This window comes from Paenibacillus sp. S33 (assembly GCF_053615415.1).
This window is the reverse complement of record NZ_JBSIEZ010000001.1, coordinates 4,607,871-4,633,369: the sequence shown is the minus strand read 5'-3', so window position 1 is coordinate 4,633,369 and position 25,499 is coordinate 4,607,871. Positions and strand designations below refer to the sequence as shown.

At 47.1% G+C, this 25,499-nt stretch carries 19 protein-coding genes; all 19 read left to right on the top strand.

Annotated features, from left to right (window positions below):
• The first annotated feature begins 71 nt into the window (after positions 1-71).
• Positions 72-1,478 carry a cytochrome ubiquinol oxidase subunit I gene (locus ACWGXJ_RS21200; RefSeq protein WP_069290415.1) on the top strand — a complete coding sequence of 469 codons (1,407 nt, stop codon included), beginning with the start codon at positions 72-74 and terminating at the stop codon, positions 1,476-1,478.
• On the top strand, positions 1,465-2,478 hold the full coding sequence (gene cydB / locus ACWGXJ_RS21195) for a cytochrome d ubiquinol oxidase subunit II (protein WP_061828918.1): 1,014 nt from the start codon (positions 1,465-1,467) through the stop codon (positions 2,476-2,478). The genes ACWGXJ_RS21200 and cydB overlap by 14 nt, the downstream gene beginning before the upstream one ends.
• On the top strand, positions 2,478-4,238 hold the full coding sequence (gene cydD / locus ACWGXJ_RS21190) for a thiol reductant ABC exporter subunit CydD (RefSeq protein WP_452567548.1): 1,761 nt from the start codon (positions 2,478-2,480) through the stop codon (positions 4,236-4,238). The genes cydB and cydD overlap by 1 nt, the downstream gene beginning before the upstream one ends.
• Entirely contained in the window at positions 4,219-5,985 is a 1,767-nt protein-coding gene (gene cydC / locus ACWGXJ_RS21185) for a thiol reductant ABC exporter subunit CydC (protein WP_452567547.1), read from the top strand. Before cydD ends, cydC begins: the two co-directional genes overlap by 20 nt.
• 55 nt (positions 5,986-6,040) lie before the next feature.
• Complete coding sequence (locus ACWGXJ_RS21180) at positions 6,041-6,424, top strand: cupredoxin domain-containing protein (RefSeq protein ID WP_452567546.1); 384 nt, start codon at positions 6,041-6,043, stop codon at positions 6,422-6,424.
• Positions 6,425-6,869: 445 nt separating this feature from the next.
• The gene (locus tag ACWGXJ_RS21175; protein ID WP_446675610.1) at positions 6,870-7,883 is read left to right on the top strand and encodes an ABC transporter permease; all 1,014 of its coding nucleotides are present in this window, start codon (positions 6,870-6,872) and stop codon (positions 7,881-7,883) included.
• Between the two features lie 15 nt (positions 7,884-7,898).
• Positions 7,899-8,801, top strand: a complete 903-nt coding sequence (locus ACWGXJ_RS21170; protein ID WP_023990333.1) for a carbohydrate ABC transporter permease — start codon at positions 7,899-7,901, stop codon at positions 8,799-8,801.
• 74 nt (positions 8,802-8,875) lie between these two features.
• Entirely contained in the window at positions 8,876-10,570 is a 1,695-nt protein-coding gene (locus tag ACWGXJ_RS21165; RefSeq protein ID WP_348620615.1) for an ABC transporter substrate-binding protein, read from the top strand.
• 106 nt (positions 10,571-10,676) lie between these two features.
• Complete coding sequence (locus ACWGXJ_RS21160; RefSeq protein WP_452567545.1) at positions 10,677-13,154, top strand: glycoside hydrolase family 95 protein; 2,478 nt, start codon at positions 10,677-10,679, stop codon at positions 13,152-13,154.
• On the top strand, positions 13,151-14,497 hold the full coding sequence (locus ACWGXJ_RS21155) for a GH1 family beta-glucosidase (RefSeq protein WP_061828910.1): 1,347 nt from the start codon (positions 13,151-13,153) through the stop codon (positions 14,495-14,497). Before ACWGXJ_RS21160 ends, ACWGXJ_RS21155 begins: the two co-directional genes overlap by 4 nt.
• A gap of 225 nt (positions 14,498-14,722) precedes the next feature.
• Positions 14,723-14,971 (top strand): hypothetical protein, encoded by a 249-nt coding sequence (locus ACWGXJ_RS21150; protein WP_061828909.1) that lies wholly within the window; start codon positions 14,723-14,725, stop codon positions 14,969-14,971.
• A 346-nt stretch (positions 14,972-15,317) separates the two neighbouring features.
• On the top strand, positions 15,318-16,301 hold the full coding sequence (gene cyoA, locus ACWGXJ_RS21145; RefSeq protein WP_061828908.1) for a ubiquinol oxidase subunit II: 984 nt from the start codon (positions 15,318-15,320) through the stop codon (positions 16,299-16,301).
• 25 nt (positions 16,302-16,326) lie between these two features.
• Positions 16,327-18,303, top strand: coding sequence for a cbb3-type cytochrome c oxidase subunit I (locus ACWGXJ_RS21140; protein ID WP_235309930.1), 1,977 nt, complete (start codon positions 16,327-16,329; stop codon positions 18,301-18,303).
• A complete protein-coding gene (gene cyoC, locus ACWGXJ_RS21135; protein WP_023990327.1) occupies positions 18,303-18,911 on the top strand; it encodes a cytochrome o ubiquinol oxidase subunit III in 609 nt (202 codons plus the stop codon). Before ACWGXJ_RS21140 ends, cyoC begins: the two co-directional genes overlap by 1 nt.
• Positions 18,912-19,247 (top strand): cytochrome o ubiquinol oxidase subunit IV, encoded by a 336-nt coding sequence (gene cyoD, locus ACWGXJ_RS21130; RefSeq protein WP_013311980.1) that lies wholly within the window; start codon positions 18,912-18,914, stop codon positions 19,245-19,247.
• A 202-nt stretch (positions 19,248-19,449) separates the two neighbouring features.
• Positions 19,450-20,571: an NADH:flavin oxidoreductase gene (locus tag ACWGXJ_RS21125; protein WP_322174744.1), complete on the top strand. Its 1,122-nt coding sequence runs from the start codon at positions 19,450-19,452 to the stop codon at positions 20,569-20,571.
• Positions 20,572-20,729: 158 nt separating this feature from the next.
• Entirely contained in the window at positions 20,730-21,098 is a 369-nt protein-coding gene (locus ACWGXJ_RS21120) for an ArsR/SmtB family transcription factor (protein ID WP_007432172.1), read from the top strand.
• 186 nt (positions 21,099-21,284) lie between these two features.
• The gene (locus ACWGXJ_RS21115; protein WP_452567544.1) at positions 21,285-23,717 is read left to right on the top strand and encodes a heavy metal translocating P-type ATPase; all 2,433 of its coding nucleotides are present in this window, start codon (positions 21,285-21,287) and stop codon (positions 23,715-23,717) included.
• A 307-nt stretch (positions 23,718-24,024) separates the two neighbouring features.
• Positions 24,025-25,476, top strand: coding sequence for a PEP-utilizing protein (locus ACWGXJ_RS21110; RefSeq protein WP_452567543.1), 1,452 nt, complete (start codon positions 24,025-24,027; stop codon positions 25,474-25,476).
• The last annotated feature ends 23 nt before the right edge of the window (positions 25,477-25,499 follow it).

Genomic DNA, 25,499 nt, shown 5'->3' with positions numbered 1-25,499 from the left:
CAAATGTAGAAGACTTCAGATTACAGACACTATAAATAATTGTTAAGAGAAGTGCAGGGGGGAGCAACATCATGGACGTATTGGATTTGGCACGGTTGCAGTTTGCAACTACAACGATTCTTCACTTTGTTTATGTGCCGATCTCTATTGGATTGTCGTTATTGGTGGCAATTATGGAGACGATGTATGTTATCAAGAAAAATGACTTGTACAAAAAAATGGCTCAATTCTGGGGAACGTTTCTGCTGATTAACTTTGCACTGGGCGTAGTCACCGGGATTTTGCAAGAATTCCAGTTCGGGATGAACTGGTCGGACTTTTCCCGTTTTGTCGGTGATGTATTCGGTACGCCGCTGGCGATTGAAGCATTGCTTGCATTTTTCCTGGAATCGACGTTTATCGGATTATGGGTATTCGGTTGGGAAAGATTGTCCAAAACGGTCCATTTAATCTGTATGTGGTTGGTATCAATCGGTACGATGTTATCGGCATTGTGGATTCTAGCTGCTAATTCATTCATGCAGCGTCCCGTAGGATATGAGATTCAAAATGGACGTGCAGAAATGAAAGATTTTGCCGCTCTGCTAACGAACGAACAACTGCTATGGGAATTTCCGCATACGCTGTTTGCTGCTTTTGCGACAGGAGCATTTCTGATCGCAGGTATCAGTGCATGGAAGCTGATGCAAAAAAAGAATATGGACTTTTTTAAACCTTCTTTCAAATTGAGCATTATTGTTGCCTTAATCAGCGCCATAGCTATTCCTTTGTTTGGTCATGGTCAGGCTCAATATTTAGTGAAAACACAACCGATGAAGATGGCTGCCAGTGAGGGCTTATGGGAGAACAGCGGTGACCCCGCTCCTTGGACAGTTATCGCATGGATTGATCCTGGAAAAAAGGAAAATACCTTTGAGATTAAAGTTCCTTTTGCTTTGAGTTTTCTATCCTATAGTAAATTTACCGGCTCTGTGCCTGGTATGAATGAGCTTCAGGCAGAATATGAGAAAACCTATGGTCCGGGAGATTATATCCCGCCAGTAAGAACCACGTTCTGGAGCTTCCGCATTATGATTGCGGCGGGATGTGGCATGATTGCACTCGCTTTATACGGAGCTTACCTGACGTTCCGTAAAAAGTTGGAAGGTTCACATCGCTGGTTCTTCCGTCTTATGATATGGGGGATATCCCTTCCATTCATTGGGAATACTTCAGGTTGGATCATGACTGAAATAGGTCGCCAACCGTGGACTGTATTTGGTTTACTTCAAACGAAAGATTCTGTTTCGCCTACTGTTGTGGCTGGAGAAGTGTTGTTCTCGTTCATCTCATTTACCACATTGTATTTAATTTTAACAGGTGTGCTGGCGTTTCTGTTTTACCGTACGGCTCGCAAAGGTCCAGATATTGAGCCGCATCAACAAACGGTAATTCATGATCCTTTTGCTCAAGGGGGTGACACCATTGTCGCTAAATGATTTATGGTTCTTATTGATCGCAGTGCTGTTTACTGGCTTCTTTTTTCTGGAAGGCTTTGATTTTGGCGTAGGAATGGCCACAGGATTGGTGCCGCGTAATGACCAACAAAAACGTTTGATGATCAATACGATTGGTCCATTCTGGGATGCCAACGAAGTGTGGCTGATTACAGCAGCAGGTGCGATGTTTGCCGCATTCCCGCATTTTTATGCAACCATGTTCAGCGGATATTATCTGGTATTTGTCTTTATTTTGCTAGGTTTGATCTTGCGTGGAGTTTCTTTTGAGTTCCGCGGCAAGGCTGAAGGGAAATGGTGGACTGGAACGTGGGATGCCTGCATTCTGATTGGCAGCTTTCTACCGCCGATGCTGTTCGGTATGGCTTTTGCGGCTTTGGTGAAAGGTGTACCTATTCAGCAAAACATGGATTTGAAAGCTGGATTTTCCGATGTATTCAATGGATACACCGTATGGATTGGACTGACAGTGGTCGGAATGTGTCTAATGCACGGGCTGACGTTTATTTCCCTGCGGACGATTGGAGAAGTACGGGATCGCGCTCGTGTGATCGCGTCCAAGTTTCTTCCGGTATTGGGTATTTTACTCGCGGGCATGGTGGTATGGACCTATTTTGCAACGGATTTATTTGCACGTCGCGGTCCCTTTATGTATGCTGCGGTTGCGGTGGGAATTGTCGCCTATGTGCTGACATGGTACTTCCTGAAACAGCGCCGCGAAGGATGGGCCTTCGGGATGACAGGTGCAGTGATTTTGCTGACCTTCGTTTCGTTATTCGTCGGTTTGTTCCCAAGATTTATGGTGAGCTCGATTAACAGTGCTTTTGATTTAACGATTTATAATGCAAGCTCCAGTCATTACACACTGAAAGCCATGACGATTGTTGCAGCAACGCTTTTACCCTTTGTGTTGGCTTATCAGGCATGGAGCTATTTTGTTTTCCATAAGCGTCTCAGTGAGAAGGATCATTTGGAATACTAATGGATAAGGCATGGTTTGAATTAAAGGGCATTCGGCCAGTGATGCTGCTACTGGCTGCCCTTTCCCTGCTCCAGGGGGCCGCTGTGATTGCGCAAGCAATCTTCTTAGCAAAGGCTGTTACGATTTTATTTGATAAAAATCCGCTGGTGATGGCTTGGCCGTCGCTGGCGTTGTTTTTCGCAGCTTTTGCAATGAGGCATACGGTGATCTGGCTACAACGCCGGACAGCCGGCCGTTTTGCCGAAGCTTCAGGCGCTTCCTTACGGGAGCGTCTGCTTGCACGTTTGTTCGAACGGGGGCCGGGTTTTGCAGCGCAGGAAGGCAGCGGCAAGTTGGTGACGCTAGCGCTGGACGGTATGGATCGTTTTCGCACGTATTTGGAACTGTCTATTCCTCGTATGATTGACATGATGGCTGTAACTATACTTGTGCTTGTGTATGTTTTCACATTGGATGTCATTTCAGGTGTGATTTTGACGACTACGATGCCAATCTTGGTAGGCTTCTTTATTTTGCTCGGCTTGGCGGCGCGGAAGCAGGCAGACAAGCAATGGCGTTCCTATCGTCTGTTATCTCATCATTTCACGGATTCGCTCCGTGGACTTCAGACACTAAGATTTTTGGGTCGTAGCCAAGAGCATGGGGAAACGGTTGGGAAGGTTAGCGACCAATACCGCACGGCAACGATGCGCACGCTGCGGGTAGCGTTTCTTTCCTCATTTGCCCTTGATTTTTTTAGTATGCTATCGGTCGCTTTTGTCGCGGTAGGCTTGGGTTTGCGCCTGATTAGTGGCTCGGTGGGTTTGGAGGCAGCGCTGGCGGTGCTTATTTTGGCGCCAGAATATTTTATGCCTATACGCCAGTTGGGATCAGACTATCATGCTTCACTGGATGGTAAGGAGGCTTGGGGAGCAATGCGCTCCATTCTCAGTACAGAGGATGATGCGACTAAGCCGAATAAACAGGCAGCTAACGATAAAGGATTGGACATCACGGGACAGGACATTCTTGAGCTGTCTGATGTGTGCCTCCTGAATGAAGACGGTTCGGCTCGGCTTGAACATGTGTCAGCACATGTTGAACCGCACATGAACATGATCGGCATCGTTGGAGCTAGCGGTGCAGGTAAAACGACGCTGCTTAGTCTGCTTGGCGGCTTTGCTGATCCGACTTCAGGCGAGCTACTCCTGAATGGATGCGGATTGGGTGGGGAAGCCAAAACTGAATGGCAGCGTCATATTGCCTATATTCCACAGCATCCATACCTGTTTAGCGCATCTTTGGCAGATAATATCCGCTTTTATGAACCTGAGGCATCCAACCAGCAGGTAGAGTGGGCGATTGACGCGGTTGGACTGCGTGAACTGGTAGACGGTCTTCCGGGTGGAATGAATGAGCCCATTGGTGAAGCGGGTAGGACACTGAGCGGAGGGCAGGCGCAGCGGATTGCATTGGCACGGGCCTTGCTCAGTAACCGTCCGGTCATTTTATTGGATGAGCCTACGGCGCATCTGGATATTGAGACAGAGTGGGAGCTAAAACAGACGATTTTATCGGTTTTGAAACACAAAAGAGTGTTTCTTGCCACCCACCGGCTACATTGGATGCCAGATATGGACTGTGTCTGGATGATGAATCAAGGTCGTCTGGAAGAAGTAGGTTCCCATCAACAATTGATTGCCCGTAAGGGGGCATATTACCGATTGCTGACGGGGATTTCGGAAGGAGGGAACGGACGATATGAGAGTAACGGACAATAGCAGACAAGGCTGGTTTGTGACGTATCTGAGACAATATTTTTGGGCCTTTCTGGTAGCTGCTCTTTTGGGTGCATTGGCCATTGGATGTGCGGGCGCGTTGCTCTTTACGTCCGGTCATCTGATTACCCGTTCGGCCTTAAAACCGGAAAATATATTAATGGTGTACGTTCCAATTGTGCTTGTGCGAACATTTGGCTTTAGTAAAGCGGTTATTCAGTACCTGGAGCGCTTGGTAGGACATGATGCAGCATTGCGCCTTGTGTCGCGTATGCGGGTACGCTTATATCGGGCAGTGGAACCGCAGGCGCTGATGATTCGCAGCAAATTCCGTACAGGGGACCTCTTGGGACTGCTGGCAGAGGATATTGAGCAGCTTCAAAACATCTATTTGAAGCTAGTTTTGCCTGCGCTATCGGCTTTGCTGATTTATGCAGCAGGCATCTGGGCGCTTGGACGGATGGACGGAACCTTTGCCTTGCTCATGGCACTATATGGCGGATTTTTGCTTTTTATTGCCCCAGCTATCTCACTATGGACCTCACTCGCCAAACGGCGAGTGTTTAAGCAGGAACGGAGTAAAGCCTATCAGGAGCTAACGGACGCTCTGTTCGGCATGAGTGATCTGGTGCTGAGCGGACGGACTGGGCATTTCCTGAGCATCTTTACACAACGACACAATAGGGCTGCCGTAATGGAAAATTCACTTCGCCGGAGCGAGTGGCGTTCTCATTGGATCGCACAATGCGTTGTAGGTGGCGGGGTTGTGATTATGACTGTGTGGGCCGGAGGACTGGTAGCACAGAATCGTATAGAAGCCACATGGCTGGCATCCTTTGCCCTTGTGGCTTTTCCATTGCTGGATGCCTTCGTGCGCGCTGGAGAAGCGGTGGTTCATGCGCCGGAGTATCAGGATTCACTTCGACGGTTAAAGGATTCGGAGAAAGACACACCTACACTTGGAGCAGGCGGAACAGCAGATATTCTAGAGGAACAGGCTACCGCTATGCGATTGGGCCACGGAGGAGACCTGCTGCTGAGCAACGTAAGCTACCGCTATGCGGCAACACAGGAATGGAGCGTTCGTGATATCTCTTTGCATGTACCACAGGGGGGCAAGGTTGCATTGCTTGGCCGCAGTGGTGCAGGCAAGTCCACGCTACTGAACCTGATTCAGGGAGCATTGCAGCCTGATGAAGGTAGCGTCACTGTCGCAGGGATTCCCGTATATACAGGTGGAGCATACTCCAGTCTATTTGCAGTGCTAAACCAACAGCCGTATTTATTCGATACAACGGTAGCGAACAATATTCGGCTGGGACGACCCGATGCTACGCTGGATGAGGTTCGTGCAGTAACAGAGCAGGTAGGGCTTGGAGCCCTGATTGATTCTTTGGCGGAGGGCTACGATACCCGAATGCAGGAGACAGGTCTTCGTTTTTCCGGTGGAGAAAAACAGCGAATTGCACTGGCGCGGATTTTGCTGCAAAATCACCCGATTGTTTTACTGGATGAGCCGACAGTGGGGCTTGACCCGCTGACAGAGCATGAGCTCATGCAGACGATGTTTCGAGTGCTGGAGGGTAAAACGCTCATCTGGATCACGCATCATCTGACGGGGATGGAGCATATGGACGAGGTGATCTTTATGGAAAAAGGGGTCATTTCCATGCGAGGAAGCCATGAACAGCTGTGGCAGGAGCAGTCCCGATACCGCAGCCTGTATGAGCTGGATCATCCGAGCCTGTGAAATGAGGTATTTAAAATTTTGATTAACAGCACTTATCTCTAAGCATTGGCATTTGATGCTGATTGGTTTTGTAGCCCTGAGTATGGGCGGGTTTGTCTTGTTTTATTTTCAAGGGAGCGTGTCGTCGTTTCCGGCCAGTCAACCTAAACAAGCTCAGGAAGAGCCCGACAAGACCAAATATGAGATTGTTACAGTGGGTGTAAAAGGGGACGGTTTCTATCCTAAAAATATTGAAGTGAAAGCTGGCGTTCCAACCAAAATCAATTTCAAGAAAATGACATCCTTTACTTGCATTGATGAAGTGCAGTCGTTGAAGATCGGAATGGACGTTTACCTGGATCACGAAAATAATTATTTTACCGTCAAGGACTTGAAGCCGGGGGTATATGAGTATAATTGTGGCATGTACATGTACTTTGGGACGATCACGGTAAAATAAATCAAAATAGCTTTCTAGCACATTGATGCTAGAAAGCTATTTTTTTCCTTTAATCAATTAGGTTAATTGCGACAGTCTGTATATACCATCATCCACCTGTGGTGCAATATGCATTATCCTTTACCACTGATCAGCTTACATTGCTGATCTTTTGTTTTTTACAAGACTTCTCTCAGAAAATTTACATGAGAACGGAGCAGGCGGAATGGTGCTGGACAAGCGAAGCGGTCGCCTTTGTCCCCGGATTTCTACCTTTGGTTGCTTATTCAAGAAATCCGGGGACAACAGCGAGGGAAGCACCATCCGCATGCGTAGTGGTACGAATGTAATTTTTTTCATCCCATATATCTAATTTTGAACTGATTTTTCTCCTAATTCGTCGGGTACCCGCTTTCAAGCCAGCAAAGTATGATAATAGTTATCTAGAGATGAGGAGGAGCTTGTTATGGGATCTTCAACTGAAACCGCTTCCAGTAATGGAGCTGTGATTCCTGAATCCAACCGGGGAAGACCGCGCAAGGCTCGCGGCCCGAAGCCTGAACGTGGTAGAAAAGGCTTGTGGGATAGTGTGAAGCAGCAAAAGTATCTTTATTTTATGTCTATTCCTTTCGTCATATGGGTGTTTGTTTTCAGCTATCTTCCACTCTGGGGCTGGACGATGGCGTTTCAAAATTATAAGCCAGCCAAATCTTTTTCGGACCAGAAATGGGTAGGGCTGAATAACTTTATTGAGCTATTTCAGGATGAACGATTTTATCTGGTATTACGCAATACGCTAGCGATGAGCCTGATGGGGATTATATTTGGTTTTGTCGTACCGATCTTCTTTGCAATTCTATTAAATGAGCTGCGTGGTATGCTGTTCAAACGGTTTGTGCAGACAATATCCTACCTCCCGCATTTTGTATCCTGGGTAGTTGTAGCCGGTTTGGTCACCAAGATGCTGTCCATTGACGGAGGCATTGTCAACGATATATTGGTAGCGCTTCATATTGTGGATGAACCGATTCAGTTCATGGCAAAGGGGAGCTGGTTCTGGTACATTGTAACCGCTTCCGACATCTGGAAAGAGACGGGCTGGAATACGATTATTTATTTAGCTGCAATCACCGGAATTGATCAAGAACAGTATGAAGCATCGCGCGTGGATGGAGCGGGACGCTGGAGACAGATGTGGCATATTACACTGCCGGGTATCCGCTCGACGATTGCCGTTCTGTTCATTATGGCGATTGGACATCTGGTGAGCAACGGTTTTGAAAAGCAGTTCTTGCTTGGCAATAGTCTCGTGACGGATTATTCCGAGGTGCTGGATCTGTACGCGCTCAATTATGGGATTAATTTGGGTCGCTTCTCTTATGGGACGGCAATTGGTATTTTCAACTCGCTGGTTAGCATTCTGCTGTTGTTTACGGCGAACGGTATATTCAAAAAACTAACTAAAGAAAGCATTATGTAGGGAGGGAGAGGCGAAATGACGAATAAGGCATTTAATGCTACACGATCTGAGAAGCTGTTTGATCTGTTCAATTATATCCTCATGGCTCTGATCGTGGTGTTGACGCTGTACCCGTTTCTGAACGTACTTGCGATTTCCCTGAACAATTCAACGGACACGGTTCGCGGTGGTATTTATATATGGCCCCGCCAATTTACGCTCGAAAATTACAAAACGATTTTCCAGTACGATGGCCTTCTTCAGGGACTGCAAATATCTATTCTTCGTACTTTGGTCGGGACGGTACTCGGATTGATCTGCGCGTCAATGCTTGCTTTTACATTGAGTCGGGTCGAGTTTCGCGCTCGTAAGTTTATTTCTACGTTTTTGGCGTTGACGATGTATTTTTCCGGCGGGATGGTGCCCGTGTTTATTTTGATGCGTGATCTGCATCTGCTGGGTTCGTTTTGGGTGTACATTTTTCCAGGCTTAATTAGCGCATTTAACGTGTTTGTTATTCGTTCCTTTATGGACGGTTTGCCGTATGCGCTGCAGGAGTCAGCCAAACTCGATGGGGCGAATGATTTTACGATTTACTGGAGAATTATTTTGCCGCTGTGCAAACCAGTATTGGCAACGATTGCTCTTTTTCTGGCAGTAGGTCAGTGGAATGCTTGGTTTGATACGTATTTGTATAATGGTGGGGCGCCGCAATGGACGACGCTACAGTATGAGCTGATGAAGATACTGCAAAGTACGCAGCAAGGCGGCTCCAGTATGACGAATAGTAACGATATGGCTAAGCAAATGGCCCAAATTTCACCAGAGTCGATTAAAATGGCAATCACGATTACGGTTACGCTCCCCATCCTGATGGTGTATCCATTCTTGCAAAAATATTTTGTAGGCGGTATGACGCTGGGGGCAGTGAAATCATAAAAATCGGGATACCGGTAGTGAAATAGAAGTTATTTGCAGGAGAAGTCATCATAGGAATATAGGAGGATTTATACATGAACAAACACTGGTCCAGATTTGCACTGATTCCCTTGCTCGCGGTGTCTCTTACCGCACTTGCAGGTTGTGGAGGAAGCGATAAAGCAGCGAAGGAAGGCACGTCCAGCGGCACAGACCCGATTACGTTTAGCTTCTTCGGAGCAGATACAAGCCCGCAATGGAATGGAATGAAGGATGAAATAGGCAAGGAAATCACCAAGAAAACAGGTGTAACCTTGAATGCGGAATTTGATGTCAGCGGTGGAGGTGGAGATGACCGAATTGCTTTGATGGCAGCAAGTGGAGAATACCCGGACTTGGTTTCTCCTAAAGCGAATATTAACAAGCTTGTGGATGCGGGGGCCATGATTGATCTGACAGATCTGATCAACGATCACGCACCCAACCTCAAAAAGCTATATGGACCCTATATGGATCGTTTGAAATACAGTAATAAAGATCAATCTATCTATGTCCTTCCTACGTATGCAGGTGTGGGACAGGAGAGTTTTGACGCGACGGGCGGATTTGAAATTCAGCATAAGGTGCTCAAGGAGTTAGGTTATCCAAAGGTAAGAACGCTACAGGATTATGAAAACGTACTCAAAACCTATACAGCCAAGCACCCAACGATCAATGGCAAAAAAACGATCCCACTCACGCTGGATGCAGACGACTGGAGAATTATGATTACCGTAACGAATCCTGCCTTCCAGACGACTGGAGCGCCAGATGATGGTGAATATTTTATTGATCCCAAAACATTTGAAGCGAAGCTTCATTACAAACGTCCTGAAGAAAAGGAATATTTCCGCTGGTTGAACCACATGTACAATGAAGGGCTGCTCGATAAAGATTCGTTTGTGCAAAAAAGTGATCAATACAAATCCAAAATTGCCAGCGGCCGTGTCCTCGGTCTGATTGATCAGGAGTGGGGGTATCAGGATGCCGAAAATGCATTAAAAGCTTCAGGCAAGGCCGATTCCAGCTACGCGCATTTTCCAGTTACACTTTCGGAGAAATACAAGGATAGCTCCTTTCAGGATACGGGCTTCGCGTCCGGTTATGGTGTAGGGATTACGGAAAATTGCAAGGACCCGGTGCGGGCTATTAAATTCCTTGATTATTTAGCTTCCGATGAAGGACAGGTGCTAGTGAACTGGGGGATCGAGGGCAAGCATTATGAGATCAAAGACGGCAAACGCGTCATTCCGGCTGATGTACTGGAGCAAAAGACGAACAATACAACCAACTTCAACAAATCCACGGGTATAGATTTGTACACGCTTATGAGCGGACACTATGGTGACGGCGTGAAGGACCCTACAGGTAACTACTATACAGCCAAATTCCCGGAACAAATTATCGCGGCTTATTCGAAGCCAGAGAAAGAATCACTTAAAGCGTATGGCGTAAAAACGTGGAAAGATCTGTTCCCGGACAAGAAAGAATTTGATGTAAAGCCTTGGGGCGCAGCCTATAACCTGACAACAGACAATGAATCCAACTATAACGTTACATTCAAAAAAACGACAGACATTATCCGCAAACGTATACCCGAAGCTATTTTAGCACCAGCTTCCAATTTTGATACGGTATACGACAACATGATTAAAGAACTGGATGCCGCCGGAGCTGTCCAAATGGAACAGCAATACACGCAACTGGTAAAGGACAGAGTGGAGTTATGGAGCGGTAAGGCTTCTAAATAGCTGACTGCTTTTAACGAAATTTTGAATGCCGGAATGACAGAGCGCTTGTCCTTATGGTCCATACGGGATTAGCGCTTTGTTTCATCTTGATGGGGGAGGGTTTGATGTGACGAAAGGCAAAAGACCACAGTCCCTGCGTTTATGGTATCGCCAGCCTGCTGAGGTATGGGAGGAAGCATTGCCAGTCGGCAATGGAAGACTGGGAGCTATGGTATTTGGCGGAATCAGAGAGGAGCATTTGCAATTAAACGAGGATACGCTCTGGTCCGGGTTTCCCAGAGACGGCGTTCAGTATGATGCTTTGCGATATTTGCAGCCTGTCAGAAAACTGATTGCAGATGGAAAATACAAGGAAGCGGAACAACTGATTAATGCGAATATGTTAGGTCGCGATACGGAAGCCTATCAGCCTTTGGGAGATTTGTGGATTACGCAGGAGGGCCTAGGGGAAATTGTGCATTATGAGCGAGAACTGGATTTGCTGACCGGAACGGCAGCGGTCACTTTTCAAAGTGATGGAGTCCGCTATACCCGTGAAGTTATCGCCAGTGCGCCAGATGGAATCATGATGGTGTCACTGACTGCGAATAAACTTGGGAAGATCCATGCATCTGTGCGCATCACTTCCCCCCATCCTTGTGAAGACGAGGTTGGAGAGGATGCACATTTTGGTGATTCATCCAAATGGGATAGCGATAATGGCGATCCATCCGATGAGCCGATCAGGGACTTTATTACGTTGACTGGGCGAGCGCCCAGTCATGTGGAATCTAATTATCACGGCGATCATCCACAGGCTGTCGTTTATGAAAATGATTTGGGGATGGCTTTTGCAGTTCAGGCGAGGATTATTCCTGAGGGAGGAACCTTGACGAAGGGTGCTGATGGAGCACTGATCATCTCGGGCGCGGATAAAATCACGGTGTATTTGGCAGCAGCTACCGGATTTCAGGGATTTCACGCTATGCCGAATAGTGATGCAACGGAATCAGTAGAAGCATGTCAAGTCATTTTAGACGGAGCAATTTCGCTGGGAAGTGAGCAGGTACGGCAACGCCATGAACAGGATCATCGAAAGTTGTTTGACCGCGTTGCATTAGAACTGGGAGGTGATACTCTAACCGACGACTCCGTTCTACCGACCGATCTGCGATTGGAACGTTATCAGAAAGGTCAGGCCGACCTGGGGCTGGAGGTGCTGTTATTTCAGTATGGCCGCTATTTGCTCATGGGCAGCTCGCGTCCGGGGAGTCAGCCCGCCAATCTTCAGGGCATCTGGAATGACCGGGTGCAGCCACCGTGGAACAGTAATTATACAACCAATATCAATACGCAGATGAACTATTGGCCCGCAGAGGTATGCAATCTTGCCGAGTGCCATGAACCATTGCTGCACATGATTGGAGAAGTGGCTCGTACGGGACGGAGGGTAGCCTCCATCCATTATGGTGCTCAAGGGTGGGCAGCTCATCACAATGTAGATGTGTGGAGATACGCCGGACCTTCAGGAGGCCATGCCAGTTGGGCGTTTTGGCCGCTTGGGGGTGTATGGCTCACTGCTCACCTATGGGAGCGCTATCTGTTTACCCTGGATACAGCCTATCTGGCAGAACAAGCTTATCCCCTCATGAAGGGGGCGGCAGCCTTTTGCATGGACTGGCTCGTGGAAGGCCCGGAGGGTCGGCTTGTGACATGTCCATCTACATCACCTGAAAATAAATTCAAAACGCTGGACGGCGAGGATTGCAGTATCTCTATGGGCTCCACCATGGATATGACGCTGATTCGGGAGCTGTTGGGTAACTGCATTCAAGCTGCGGACCTGCTGGAATTAGACGATGAGTTCCGCACCCGCTGCGAGGAGACACGGGACAGGTTGATGCCCTATCAAATTGGCCGTCACGGTCAGTTACAGGAATGGTTTGTCGATTTTGAGGAAGCGGAGCCTGGGCATCGACATGTTTCGCATCTATATGGGTTATATCCCGGTCGACAAATTCACATCCGTGATACCCCGGAGCTGGCTGAGGCAGCCCGCATATCGCTGCGTCGACGGCTTGATCACGGTGGTGGGCATACCGGATGGAGCTGTGCCTGGTTGATTAACCTGTACGCTCGGCTGGAAGATGGCGACGCCGCACATCGGTATGTTCGCACGTTGCTGTCGCGATCGACCTATCCTAATTTATTCGACGCTCACCCGCCTTTTCAGATCGACGGTAATTTTGGTGCGACGGCGGGGATTGCAGAAATGCTGTTACAAAGCCGTCCGGGAGAGCTGACGTTACTGCCTGCCTTGCCAACGGCATGGTCGGAGGGAAGGGTCAGTGGATTGAAGGGACATGGCGGGATGACGGTCGGCATGGAATGGTCTGGTTCCAGGCTCGTCCGTGCTGAATTGACCGCGTCTGTCCAGACGGGAAGCTGCACGATTCGCTATTCCCATCCGTTTAGCGCAGACGCTCGTCAGGCTCTGCCTGATCCTGAGCATGGAGGATTTATTTTGTCATGGATTTTTACCAAAGAGCAGGAAATAACGAACCAACATACGATTATAATTGAAGGAGAGGAAGAGACAATATGACCATTTTTCAATTTCCGCAGGACTTTATGTGGGGGACCGCGACGGCAGCCTATCAAATCGAGGGAGCTTATGAGGAGGATGGGAGAGGTTTGTCGATCTGGGATACCTTTGCCCATACACCTGGCAAAATATTCAACGGTGATAACGGCAATGTAGCTTGTGACAGCTATCATCGCTACGAGGAAGATATCCGCCTAATGAAGGAACTGGGCATTCGTACATACCGTTTTTCAGTGTCCTGGCCGCGTATATTTCCCAATGGTGACGGTGAAGTCAATCAAGAAGGATTGGACTATTATCATCGCGTAGTCGATTTGTTGAACGAAAATGGGATTGAACCGTTTTGTACACTGTACCATTGGGATCTGCCTCAAGCGCTTCAGGATGCTGGAGGATGGGAGAATCGTCGCACGATTCAAGCGTTTGTCCAGTTTGCAGAAACGATGTTCCGCGAGTTTCACGGTAAAATACACCATTGGCTAACATTCAATGAACCATGGTGCATCGCCTTTTTATCTAATATGCTGGGTGTTCATGCCCCGGGTCTGACAAATCTTCAGACAGCCATTGATGTAGGACATCATTTGCTAGTTGCGCATGGTCTTTCTGTGCGCCGTTTCCGCGAGCTGGGCACCAGTGGCCAGATCGGTATCGCTCCCAATGTCTCCTGGGCTGTTCCTTACAGCACATCTGAGGAAGATAAAGCCGCTTGTGCGCGCACTATTTCCCTGCACAGTGACTGGTTTCTTCAACCTATTTATCAAGGCTCGTATCCTCAGTTTTTGGTAGACTGGTTTGCGGAGCAGGGGGCCACCGTGCCTATTCAGGATGGGGATATGGATATTATCGGCGAGCCTATTGATATGATCGGTATCAATTACTATGCTATGTCAGTTAATCGTTTTAATCCTGAAGCCGGGTTTCTTCAATCTGAAGAAATCAATATGGGGCTACCTGTAACGGATATCGGTTGGCCAGTGGAGTCGCGTGGGCTGTACGAGGTACTGCATTATTTGCAAAAATACGGTAACCTCGATATTTATATCACAGAGAATGGGGCTTGTATCAACGATGATGTCGTGAATGGCAAGGTTCAGGATGACCGTCGTATTTCGTATATGCAGCAGCATTTGGTGCAGGTACACCGGGCTATTCATGACGGCCTTCATGTCAAAGGATATATGGCATGGTCACTTATGGACAATTTTGAGTGGGCAGAGGGATATAATATGAGATTTGGCATGATTCATGTCGATTTCCGCACACAGGTCCGCACCCCGAAGGAAAGTTACTATTGGTATCGAAATGTAGTAAGTAATAACTGGTTGGAGACCAGACGTTAAACGATAAACGAAGAGATGTGTTTTGAAAATAAGGCAGATTTAGGCCTGTCTCTGCTCCCTTTTGTTTGAACACTGGGTCTTCCGGGGTAATAATAGTCAAGATATGCAGAGGGTTGTTTCAGGTATGTAGAGACCAAGGGAATAAAGAAGCAAGATATGTGCATACTGACAAAAATACCAGACGAGGGCGCTAAAAATTATTTTAGACCGAAGGGAGTGGAGGGTATGGCTGCAAATTTTAGGAAATCAGGATCAACTGACGGGCAAATGAGCCGGACGGTATCTGTTATCGCTTGGATCGCCTGTATTGCAGGTATTATCCTTATTTTGCTTGATATAGGTAATTTAACTGATCGGAATATATATTTAATGACAGGCATTGGCTGCGTTGTTGCCGGGATTTTTATTTTTCTAGTTGGGAAATCATTTGTCATTGCACGCAAGAAGGAAGACCAGGAAAACGGCCGCAGTTAATACAATTTAAAAATGATTTAAAGCAAAGATATGCCGAAAACAACAATGTGGGGCTTCGAGCAGTGTAGGATGATAACTGTAAGGAGTCCCGCTTTTTTCTTTAATATAACTTCTTTAAGATACACAAATAACGTTTTTATTATGTCATCTTTGTATTAATAAGAAATTTTGAATTTGCAAGAGAAATTTTATTTTTAGAGATGTTTTTCACAAAAAACGGACAAATAATCGACAATTCTGTTAACAATAAAAAAAGTGGCCACTTTTCTGCTATCTTATATAGGGGCAACATTACAGGAGTTCGTAAAGTTTTGAGTAATTTATTATTTAAGGAGAGGGGAACAACATGAACAAAAAACCAAAAGCGATTATTGCGTTGGTTTTGACCGTGCTCACGGTAGCATTGCTCATTTGGACGTGTTTTTATGCTGGCGGAAAATACGTTGTTTTCGATCCGAAAGGACCCGTTGGGCAAGCACAAAAAGAGCTGATCATTCTTACAACGGCATTGTCTGCGCTAATAATTGTACCGGTCATGATTTTGACTTTCTTCATCATTTGGCGGTATCGTGATACACCGACAAACAAGGTGAAGTATCAACCCCACTGGGATGACAGCAAAAAGCTGGAGACCACATGGTGGGCTATTCCAATTATCGTTATCTGTATTATTGCTGTCATTACTGCAAGATATACCTACTTGCTGGAGCCTTCCAAGCCGTTGGCAAGTACGCAAAAGCCAGTAACCATTCAAGTGACTTCACTGGACTGGAAATGGCTCTTTATGTACCCAGAGGAAGGTATAGCTACAGTTAACCAAGTTCACATTCCTAAAGGTGTTCCAGTCCGTTTTGAACTGACTGCTGACGCCCCGATGAACTCATTCTGGATTCCGCAATTGGGCGGACAAATCTACACCATGTCAGGCATGGCTATGAAACTGCATTTGCAGGCCGATCACGAAGGAACTTACTTTGGTTCGGGTGCAAACTTTAGCGGTGAGCATTTTGGACAAATGCGTTTTGATGTAGAAGTCCAGTCGGATGAAGAGTATAAAAACTGGGTCGCTGACATCAAAAAGCAGTCTAAGCCGCTGACGAAAGACGGCTATTTGGCGCTTGCAAAACCAGGTTTGTCCCAGCCTGATGAGTATTCTTCGATTCCAGATGGCTTGTTCAAAGACATTGTTAACAAGTATGTAGTGGAGGGCGCTTCTAACCCACATGCTGGACATGGTGAAGCTACATCCACAGAAGGTTCTTCTCAGTCCGGCACAGAAGATCATGCGGCAATGGACATGAGTCATATGAATATGAGCGGACACAATTAAATGATTATAGGGAAGGAGGCCCCCAATGCTTGACAAAATAAAAGAGTTTGCATCCACTTTCTTCGTTACTGGAGACCCAATGATCTATGGAGCGGACGTCTCCATCGCATTAGCGACGATCGGGATCGTGTTTGTGCTCACTTATTTCAAAAAATGGGGCTGGCTTTGGAAAAACTGGTTGACTACTGTTGACCATAAAAAAGTCGGTATTATGTATATTCTTGCGGCCATCTTGATGTTATTCCGCGGAGGCGTGGATGCATTATTGATGCGTGTTCAACTGGCTACACCGGATGTTACACTACTGCATCCTGAGCATTACAACCAGATTTTCACAACTCATGGCACGATCATGATCCTGTTTATGGCGATGCCGTTGATGTTTGGTTTGTTTAATATCGCTGTACCCCTTCAAATTGGTGCGCGTGACGTTGCGTTTCCTTTCCTGAACGCATTGAGCTTTTGGCTTTTCTTTATGGGAGCGATGTTGTTCAACCTGTCCTTCGTTATCGGCGGTTCGCCAGATGCAGGTTGGTTGAGTTATCCACCGCTTTCAGAACTGCAATTTAGTCCAGGCGTCGGTCAGAACTTCTATATCTGGGGTATTCAGATTTCGGGTATAGGTTCATTGGCTACGGGTATCAACTTTATTGTTACTATTATTAAAATGCGTGCACCTGGTATGACTTGGATGAAAATGCCTGTCTTTACGTGGTCCGTATTTTCGTCATGTGTTATTATCATTTTCGCATTCCCGATTCTGACGGTTACTTTGGCATTGCTGTTCCTTGACCGCTTCGGAGGAGGACACTTCTTTACGCTTGATTTCGGCGGTAACCCAATGATGTATATCAACTTGATCTGGATGTGGGGTCACCCTGAGGTATACATTGTAGTTTTGCCTGCCTTCGGTATTTATTCCGAGGTTATCAGCGTATTCTCCAAAAAGAAATTGTTTGGATACAAGTCCATGGTTTACGCCATGTTCATTATTGCGATCTTGTCCTTCTTCACCTGGGCGCATCACTTCTTCACGATGGGATCAGGCGCAGATGTTAATGCATTCTTTGCGATTTCGACGATGGTTATCGCAATACCGACAGGGGTTAAAGTATTTAACTGGCTGTTCACGATGTATCGGGGTAAGATTACATTCAAGACTCCTATGATGTGGTCAATTGCTTTTATTCCGAACTTCTTGATTGCTGGTTTGACAGGCGTCATGTTGTCTGTAGCGCCTGCTGACTTCCAGTTCCATAACAGTTACTTCCTGATCGCTCACTTTCACTCCGCTCTGATTGGTGGTGTAGTGTTCGGTTACTTGGCAGGTCTGTACTATTGGTGGCCTAAAATGTTCGGTTTCACATTGCCTGAAACGCCTGGTAAATGGGCTTTCTGGTTCTGGAACATCGGTTTCTATGTATGTTTTATTCCGCAATATTCTCTCGGTCTGATGGGTATGACGCGTCGTCTGAGCACTTACGGCTGGGATACCGGCTGGCAGCCGCTTAACCTCGTTTCGACCGTTGGGGCATTCTTGATGGGGATTGGTTTCTTGTTCCAGGTTCTTCAAATTCTTCTGGGCATCAAGAATTACCGTAAGCTGAAGGATACAACAGGCGACCCTTGGGGTGGTCATACGTTGGAATGGTCGATTCCTTCACCTGCACCAGAATACAATTTTGCTACCATTCCACAAGTAGAAGAACGTGATGACTGGTGGGCAGAAAAAGACCAACGTGCAAAAGGTATTTTCAGAAAGCAACCGCCAATTGAAGCGATTCATATGCCGAAGAACTCGGCGATTCCATTCATTATGTCGGTATTCTTTTTCATTGCAGGTTTCGGGTTCGTATTCGGATGGTCGTTCTTCTATATTCCAGGGCTGATCGGTGTGGCAATTTGTATGATTTGCCGTTCGTTCTTCTCCTATGATGGCGACTACTATATCCCTGCGGATGAAGTAAAACGCACGGAAGCGGCAATAAGGGGGTCTGTATAATGGCACAAGCAGCAGCACACCAAAGCCATGATCATGACCACGGGCATCACGATCCGCAAGAATTGAAGATGCTTGGTTTTTGGATCTTCCTCGTAACGGACGTAATCCTGTTCAGTACCTTGTTCGCAACCTTCGTCGTCCTTCGGAACAACACAGCCGGAGGACCGGGTGGCGCAGAGCTGTTTAACATGACGGGCGTTATTATTGAAACGTTCCTCTTGCTCACGAGCAGCTTCACAAGTGGTCTGGCTGTGTTGGCCATGAACAAAGGAAGCATGAAGGGATTAATTAACTGGTTAATCGTGACGGCGATCCTAGGTCTTGGCTTTATCGGTTTTGAGGTTTACGAGTTTGTTGAGTTGGTACACGAAGGAGCCAATTTTGGAACCAGTGCGTTCTTGTCGGCATTCTTCACTTTAGTCGGAACGCACGGACTTCACGTTTCGTTAGGTCTGGTTTGGATGATTGGACTCATGTTCCAGTTGAAAAAACGCGGGCTTACACCAGAGACGAAGGGGAAAGTTTCGGCATTGAGCTTGTACTGGCACTTTTTGGACGCTGTCTGGATCTTCTTGCTGACAGTCGTCTATTTGATGGGGGTGATGTAGATGGCACAGCATCAAACAGGAGCGGGTTCGCATGGTCATGATGATTCTCACGGTTCAGTGAAATCCTATGTTATCGGGTTTATTCTGTCCATCGTACTGACCATCATTCCTCTCGGTGTGGTTATGAATCATATGTTGAGCCGCACTTCGACCATGGTTGTTATTTTAGCCGCGGCAGTGCTGCAATTTCTGGTTCAGCTTTTCTTCTTCATGCACATTCGTGAGAGCAATGGACCACGCTGGAATGTCATGACTTTGATTTTCGGGGTAGTTATCCTGTTGACCGTTGTTGGTGGTTCTGTATGGATTATGGAATACAACATGGTAGCACACTAATAAGTAGGATTTTTGCAAAATCACTCAAGTACAAACGAATTAGGAAAGAAGAAGCGGACTTAGAGCCGCTTCTTCTTTTTTTGTGTAGCTTATTAAAATAAAAACTGTGGCTTCTTGAACTCAAGTTTACATATGTGTAAAATGGAATTGTATAACAGTAGAGTGAAAACGATAATACTAGTGGAGAGCGGAGGAAAAAGTAATGAACACAGAATTACTGTTTAAACCTTTTAAGTTAGGTAATTTATCTCTTCCCAATCGGATTGTTATGGCGCCAATGACACGGAATTTTTCTCCTCAAGGTATCCCAGGGCCTGATGTGGCCGCGTATTATCGTCGCCGTGCGGAAAATGCAGTTGGATTGATTATTACAGAGGGAACTGCTATTAATCATCCCGCAGCTGTGGAGCACACAAGCATTCCTAATTTTTATGGTGAGGGATTAAAGGGGTGGGCCAAGGTAGTTGAGGAGGTTCATGCGGTAGGTGGCAAGATTATACCGCAGCTCTGGCATGTGGGTACGGCCCGTAAAATAGGTGCAGATAATCAACCGAATCCCGAGGCATTGCCTGTCGGTCCGTCCGGTATCTCTCCCGCCGGCGAAAAGGTGGTTGAGCCATTGACGGAGGCTGAGATTGCGAATATTATTTCAGCTTATGCACAGGCCGCTGCCGATGCCCAGCGAGTGGGTTTTGACGGCATTGAGCTTCATGGAGCACATGGCTATTTAATCGATCAATTTTTCTGGGACAAAACCAATAAGCGCACCGACCAATACGGAGGCAACTTGGTCCAGCGTACTCGGTTTGCGGTGGAGGTCATTGAGGCTTGTCGTCGTGCAGTAGGGCCGAATTTCCCAATTGTATTGCGATTCTCCCAGTGGAAGATGTACCATTATGAAGAAAAGCTGGCCCAAACACCACAGGAACTTGAACAGTTTCTCACTCCATTAGTGAAGGCCGGGGTGGATGTATTCCATTGCTCAAGCCGCCGTTTTTGGGAACCGGAATTTGAAGGGTCTGATCTAAATTTGGCAGCTTGGACCAAAAAGATAACAGGCAAGCCAGTGATTACTGTGGGCTCGATTGGTTTAGAGAAGGCCTTTTTGAGTGATTTTGAAAATAATAATCGTCAAACCGATCAATCCAGTAATGTAGAGACAAGATTAGAACAACTCGTGGGGCAAGTAGAACGAGAGGAAGCTGATCTGGTTGCGGTTGGGCGTGCTTTGCTGGTTGATCCAGCGTTTGCGGTGAAGTTACGTGATCAACAAATAGATGAAATTATTCCTTACAGTGATGAAGTATTAAAAACGTTGAATTAAGCTTTATTAGGCTCTAAGTAGTGTAAAGCTATAGTGTTAGGCAAGCATTGTGACTTGGAAGTTTTCTGTTACAGGGCAAGCTGTAATATAAGCTATTCGTAAACTCTACGAATTTGCTATAATAGGAGCATCAAGTCGAAATACACGGGGTGAAAAGGATGAATTCTGAAACGGAAGCTTTGGATTGCGAGCCGGCTTGTCACGGTTCAGATCAGGAAATTGAGCGCATAAAATCTTCCCTTGTTGAGGATTCCATCGCATACAAAATGTCGGAGCTGTTCAAAGCACTGGGTGACCCGACACGAATCAAGCTGATTTATGCCCTGGCACAAAAAGAACTGTGTGTTCATGATCTGACCCAGGTGTTGAACATGGGACAATCTGCGGTATCCCACCAGCTTCGTTATTTGCGCAATCTGCGTATTGTCAAACGACGCAAAGAAGGCAAGACGGTGTTTTATTCACTGGATGATAATCATGTGGAGCAGATCTTTTTGCAAACCCATCAGCACATATCACATCAATAATTTTGGGATAAAACAACAGAGGGCGCCAAGCGATTGGCGCTCTTTTGGCGTTCGTTCCGTTGAAGTCGATTTTTTTGTTAAAAAGGGCTAGAGTCATTGACTTTTGACCCTGATCCTGAATATAATGGCCTTAACAAATAATATATGAACAGTTGCTCATATATAGTTAATTGGAGGCCAATGACTATGGATGCTCTAAAAAGAACGGAACGGCATGAATGGATTTTGGAAGGTTTGGATTGCGCCAACTGTGCTCTCAAGATTGAAAATGGAGTCAGTAAAATAGAAGGGGTCATGGATTGCTCGGTCAATTTTGTTACGAAAACGTTGACGATGACCACAAGTTCGGATCAAAAAGAAGAGATATTTCGTCAAGCCGAACGGAAGGTCCACAGACTTGAGCCGCATGTTCGAATGGTTGTAAAAAATGCTCGTGGACGCCTGCGTGAAGACAGCCGAAGCAATGCTGGTGCAGTACAGCCAGACTGCACAGATGGTTGTGCATGCGGTCATGAGCATCATGGTGAAGGTGAACACGAGGTCGGGCAACATGCTTCTCACAGCCACGCTGGTCATCATCATGGAGCACATGGCAAGCAAGCCCATACGCACGATGGACACGACCACGGGGATCATGCACACGAGCATCACAACCACCATGCAGAGCACGAACATGGTGAAGCTACCCACACTCATTCACATTCGCATGGAGATGATAGCCACGCTGGGCATACGCATGATCACGGTACGGACGGTATGCGCCGCATGATTGCGCGTTTGGCTATTGGTGCGGTCGTTGCGGCTGTTGCCTGGTGGTTACCTGTCGAAGGTGTAGGCAAGTTGGCCCTATTTTTACTGGCATATATCATCGTTGGCGGTGATGTTGTCTTGCAGGCTGCACGCAGTTTGGTACGTGGAATGGCCTTTGACGAATACTTCCTGATGACGCTGGCTACTGTTGGTGCATTTGCGATTGGGGAATACCCGGAAGGCGTAGCTGTCATGTTCTTTTATCAAATCGGAGAACTGTTTCAAGGCATTGCAGTTAACCGTTCACGTAAATCCATCAGTGATCTGATGGATATTAGACCGGACTATGCCAACCTGAAGACGGCTGAGTCCGTACGGAGAGTGTCCCCAGAAGACGTTCGCATTGGGGATTTGATTGTAATTAAGCCGGGCGAGAAGATCCCGCTGGATGGTAAGGTTATAGATGGTAAATCGCATGTGGATACCTCTGCGTTGACTGGTGAATCCGTGCCTCGTACCGTAGAGCCGGGAAGCAACGTGTTGAGTGGGTTTATCAATACGAACGGACTTCTAACGGTAGAGGTTAGCAAAGAATTTAGTGAATCGGCGGTCTCGAAAATTTTGGAATTAGTGCAAAATGCGAGTGCCAAAAAAGCGCCGACTGAAAAGTTTATCACGAAATTTTCCAGATACTATACTCCAGTAGTGGTTATTGTAGCGCTGTTGTTGGCGGTTGTTCCACCGCTTGTTGTGCCGGGTGCACATTTTGCAGATTGGGTATACCGTGCGCTTGTTTTCCTCGTTATTTCTTGTCCTTGTGCGCTGGTAGTATCCATTCCACTGGGCTTCTTTGGGGGAATTGGGGCAGCCTCCCGTTCAGGTGTCCTGATCAAGGGCGGGAACTATCTTGAAGCTCTGAATCATGTGAAATACGCTGTTTTTGATAAAACAGGCACACTCACCAAAGGTGTTTTCCGTGTAACAGGGATTTATCCTGCCGGAGATTTTACAAACGAAACCCTGCTCGAAACCGTCGCTTTGGCTGAGCTGCATTCCACACATCCTATTGCTGCTTCTCTGCGTGAATCCTACGGTAAAGAACTCAGAGCAGAACGGGTTCAGCAATATAGTGAAATATCCGGTCACGGGATTCAGGCACAAATTGATGGTCGTCTGGTATCAGCCGGGAACGCCAAGCTGATGGAGCGGGAGCATGTGGCTTTTAACGTGGCGCAGCAAGCAGGGACGCTGGATGAAGGAACGGTCGTACATGTGGCTGTAGACGGAACGTATGCCGGGTGCATTCTGATTTCAGATGAGGTTAAGGAAGACGCAGCCCAAACGGTTGCTTCACTGAAAAAGTTGGGTGTGTTGAAAACCATCATGCTGACGGGTGACAATCGGACTGTTGCCGAGGCCGTAGGACGACAGTTGGGTTTGGATGAAGTACGGGCAGAACTGTTACCTCAGCACAAAGCCGAAGCCATCGAGCAGTTGTCTGCAAGTAAAAAAACGAGCGACAAAATTTTGTTCGTAGGCGATGGGATTAATGATACACCCGTACTGGCGCTGGCAGATGTCGGTGTAGCGATGGGCGGTTTGGGATCGGATGCTGCGATTGAGGCGGCAGATATCGTAATTATGAACGACGAGCCTTCAAGGCTGGTTACGGCGATCCATATCGCCAAGCGCACACGTCGTATCGTATGGCAAAACATTATATTTGCACTAGGTGTCAAAGCTGTGTTTCTTACGCTGGGAGCATTCGGTATTGCTACGATGTGGGAGGCTGTATTTTCCGATGTAGGTGTAACATTGCTAGCTGTATTGAATGTGATGCGTGTATTGAAGGTTCGTTCTTACGAGTAAAAAAATAGACACCTCTGGGTTAGCATCGGATGTATAGGCATCCTGTGAAAACCGGGGGTGTTTATTTTATAGGTTCCTTTTTCGAGTGATCTTGTACCAGCAGGATAGAGATTTATTTTGGGATGTAGGGTAGTTTGCCGAAATGTATAAATGTGTGGCGTGCCTAATACGTTAAGGTAGGGGCTTTACAAGTAAGGCCCATGTAAGATTCGGTTGCTCCATTATGGGTAAGCGTTTTCTTTGTTTGGAGGGGTACTCGAATTCGTGTGTGCCAACTTGCTGACGGAAGAAAGGATGGATTAATAGCATGGAGGCTAAACTGATGCATGTATTCGCAGAGCTGTTGGGTGGCAAAAATAGCCGGGATCTCAAAGTTCCAGAGCCGGGTATGGAGGCTGCTGCACAGAGGTTGGCTATGGAGACGCTAAAGGCAGGCAGCCATGAAGTATCTGCTACGCAGGAGGAAGATCCGTTGGGCTGGCTGGTTGGTTTAGCTGAGCAGGGCGTAATCAGTCGAGCAGAGGCTTTGATGGCTGCGAATCCGGAATTACTTGGGGAAACGATGCTGAATAACGGCAACGATATTGGGCAAGCAATGGGCACACTCCTAAAATGGAGCGATGAATACAGGCGCACCTCCATACGGATTTATGCCGATGCTCCTGCAAGTTTGAGTCGTATAAGCACAGAGACAGCATCAGAAATAGGCAGTTATGACGGTTATAGTCTTCTGCATGGTCCCTTGTCACAGGCATCTGGCCGTGTAGGGAAACTATGCTATGCCTATCTGGACGTAGCAGAGTCTGGACAGACGATTCATGCCCCTGACGGGGAGCCTGATCCCATCCTTATTCCCGGTTCACGTGCATCTGACACGTACAAAACCTTTAACCAGGCATCTGGCCTGCCTGGATTGTGTGAGCATTTGTCCCGTCGAATTATCAGTTTGCTGGAAACACAATATGAAAGCTTATTCGAGTCTTTGAACGGATCACCACTCACTATAGCCCTAATTGAGCAGAACAATGCAGTGGGTATTGGAAGCTTGCAAGATATGCAGCTGGAGGCATTACTGCGTGCGGCGTTGCGGAGCGTGCGGCAGGGGGGAGAACCCAAGCTGGAGATTATAGTGCGCAATCCGGCTGACGTGGACGAATTCCGGGCAGCGCGAGACTGGATTGACGGCGTTGCAGAGCAGACTTTATGCGGGCGTCTTCGGTGCATTCCATATCGGGTAGGCGTGCTTTTGACAGTTGACCCGTCTTTGGTGCCTAACGTAAGTCAGACAGGGCACAGGCAAGCCGCACGGTCGGGGGAGTCAGCCAATTCCAATAACATGTCCGAAGTGAGCGCACGACAGATCAAGCAGGTGGCTCAAGCTGCAGATCTGGCACGTTTTGCCGATACGGTCATTTTAGAAGTCATACCAACTCCATCCGATGACATTAGGGCTGAGGATCAGTTGATTCCATCCGGTGTCGATGGTCATGAGAATAATAGTGATACGATAAAATGCATAATGGAAGCTGTTCGACGTGTAAAGCCTGAGCTTCCTTTATGGGTAGCAATAGATGAAATTAACCATTCTCTGGATAGGATTTCGATCTGGGAGAATGAACTGACGGGGGTCATTTGCCCGGACACAGCGGTTCCCACTGCACGCCTTGCGGCTGCGCGTTTGGGACTGCAACAGCCCGCAGATCGTCAGCACACTTCAGGAACTGCACACAATCATGCGTGGAAGTTTCCTTTAGCCTGAAGATAACCGGAATTCTTGGAATA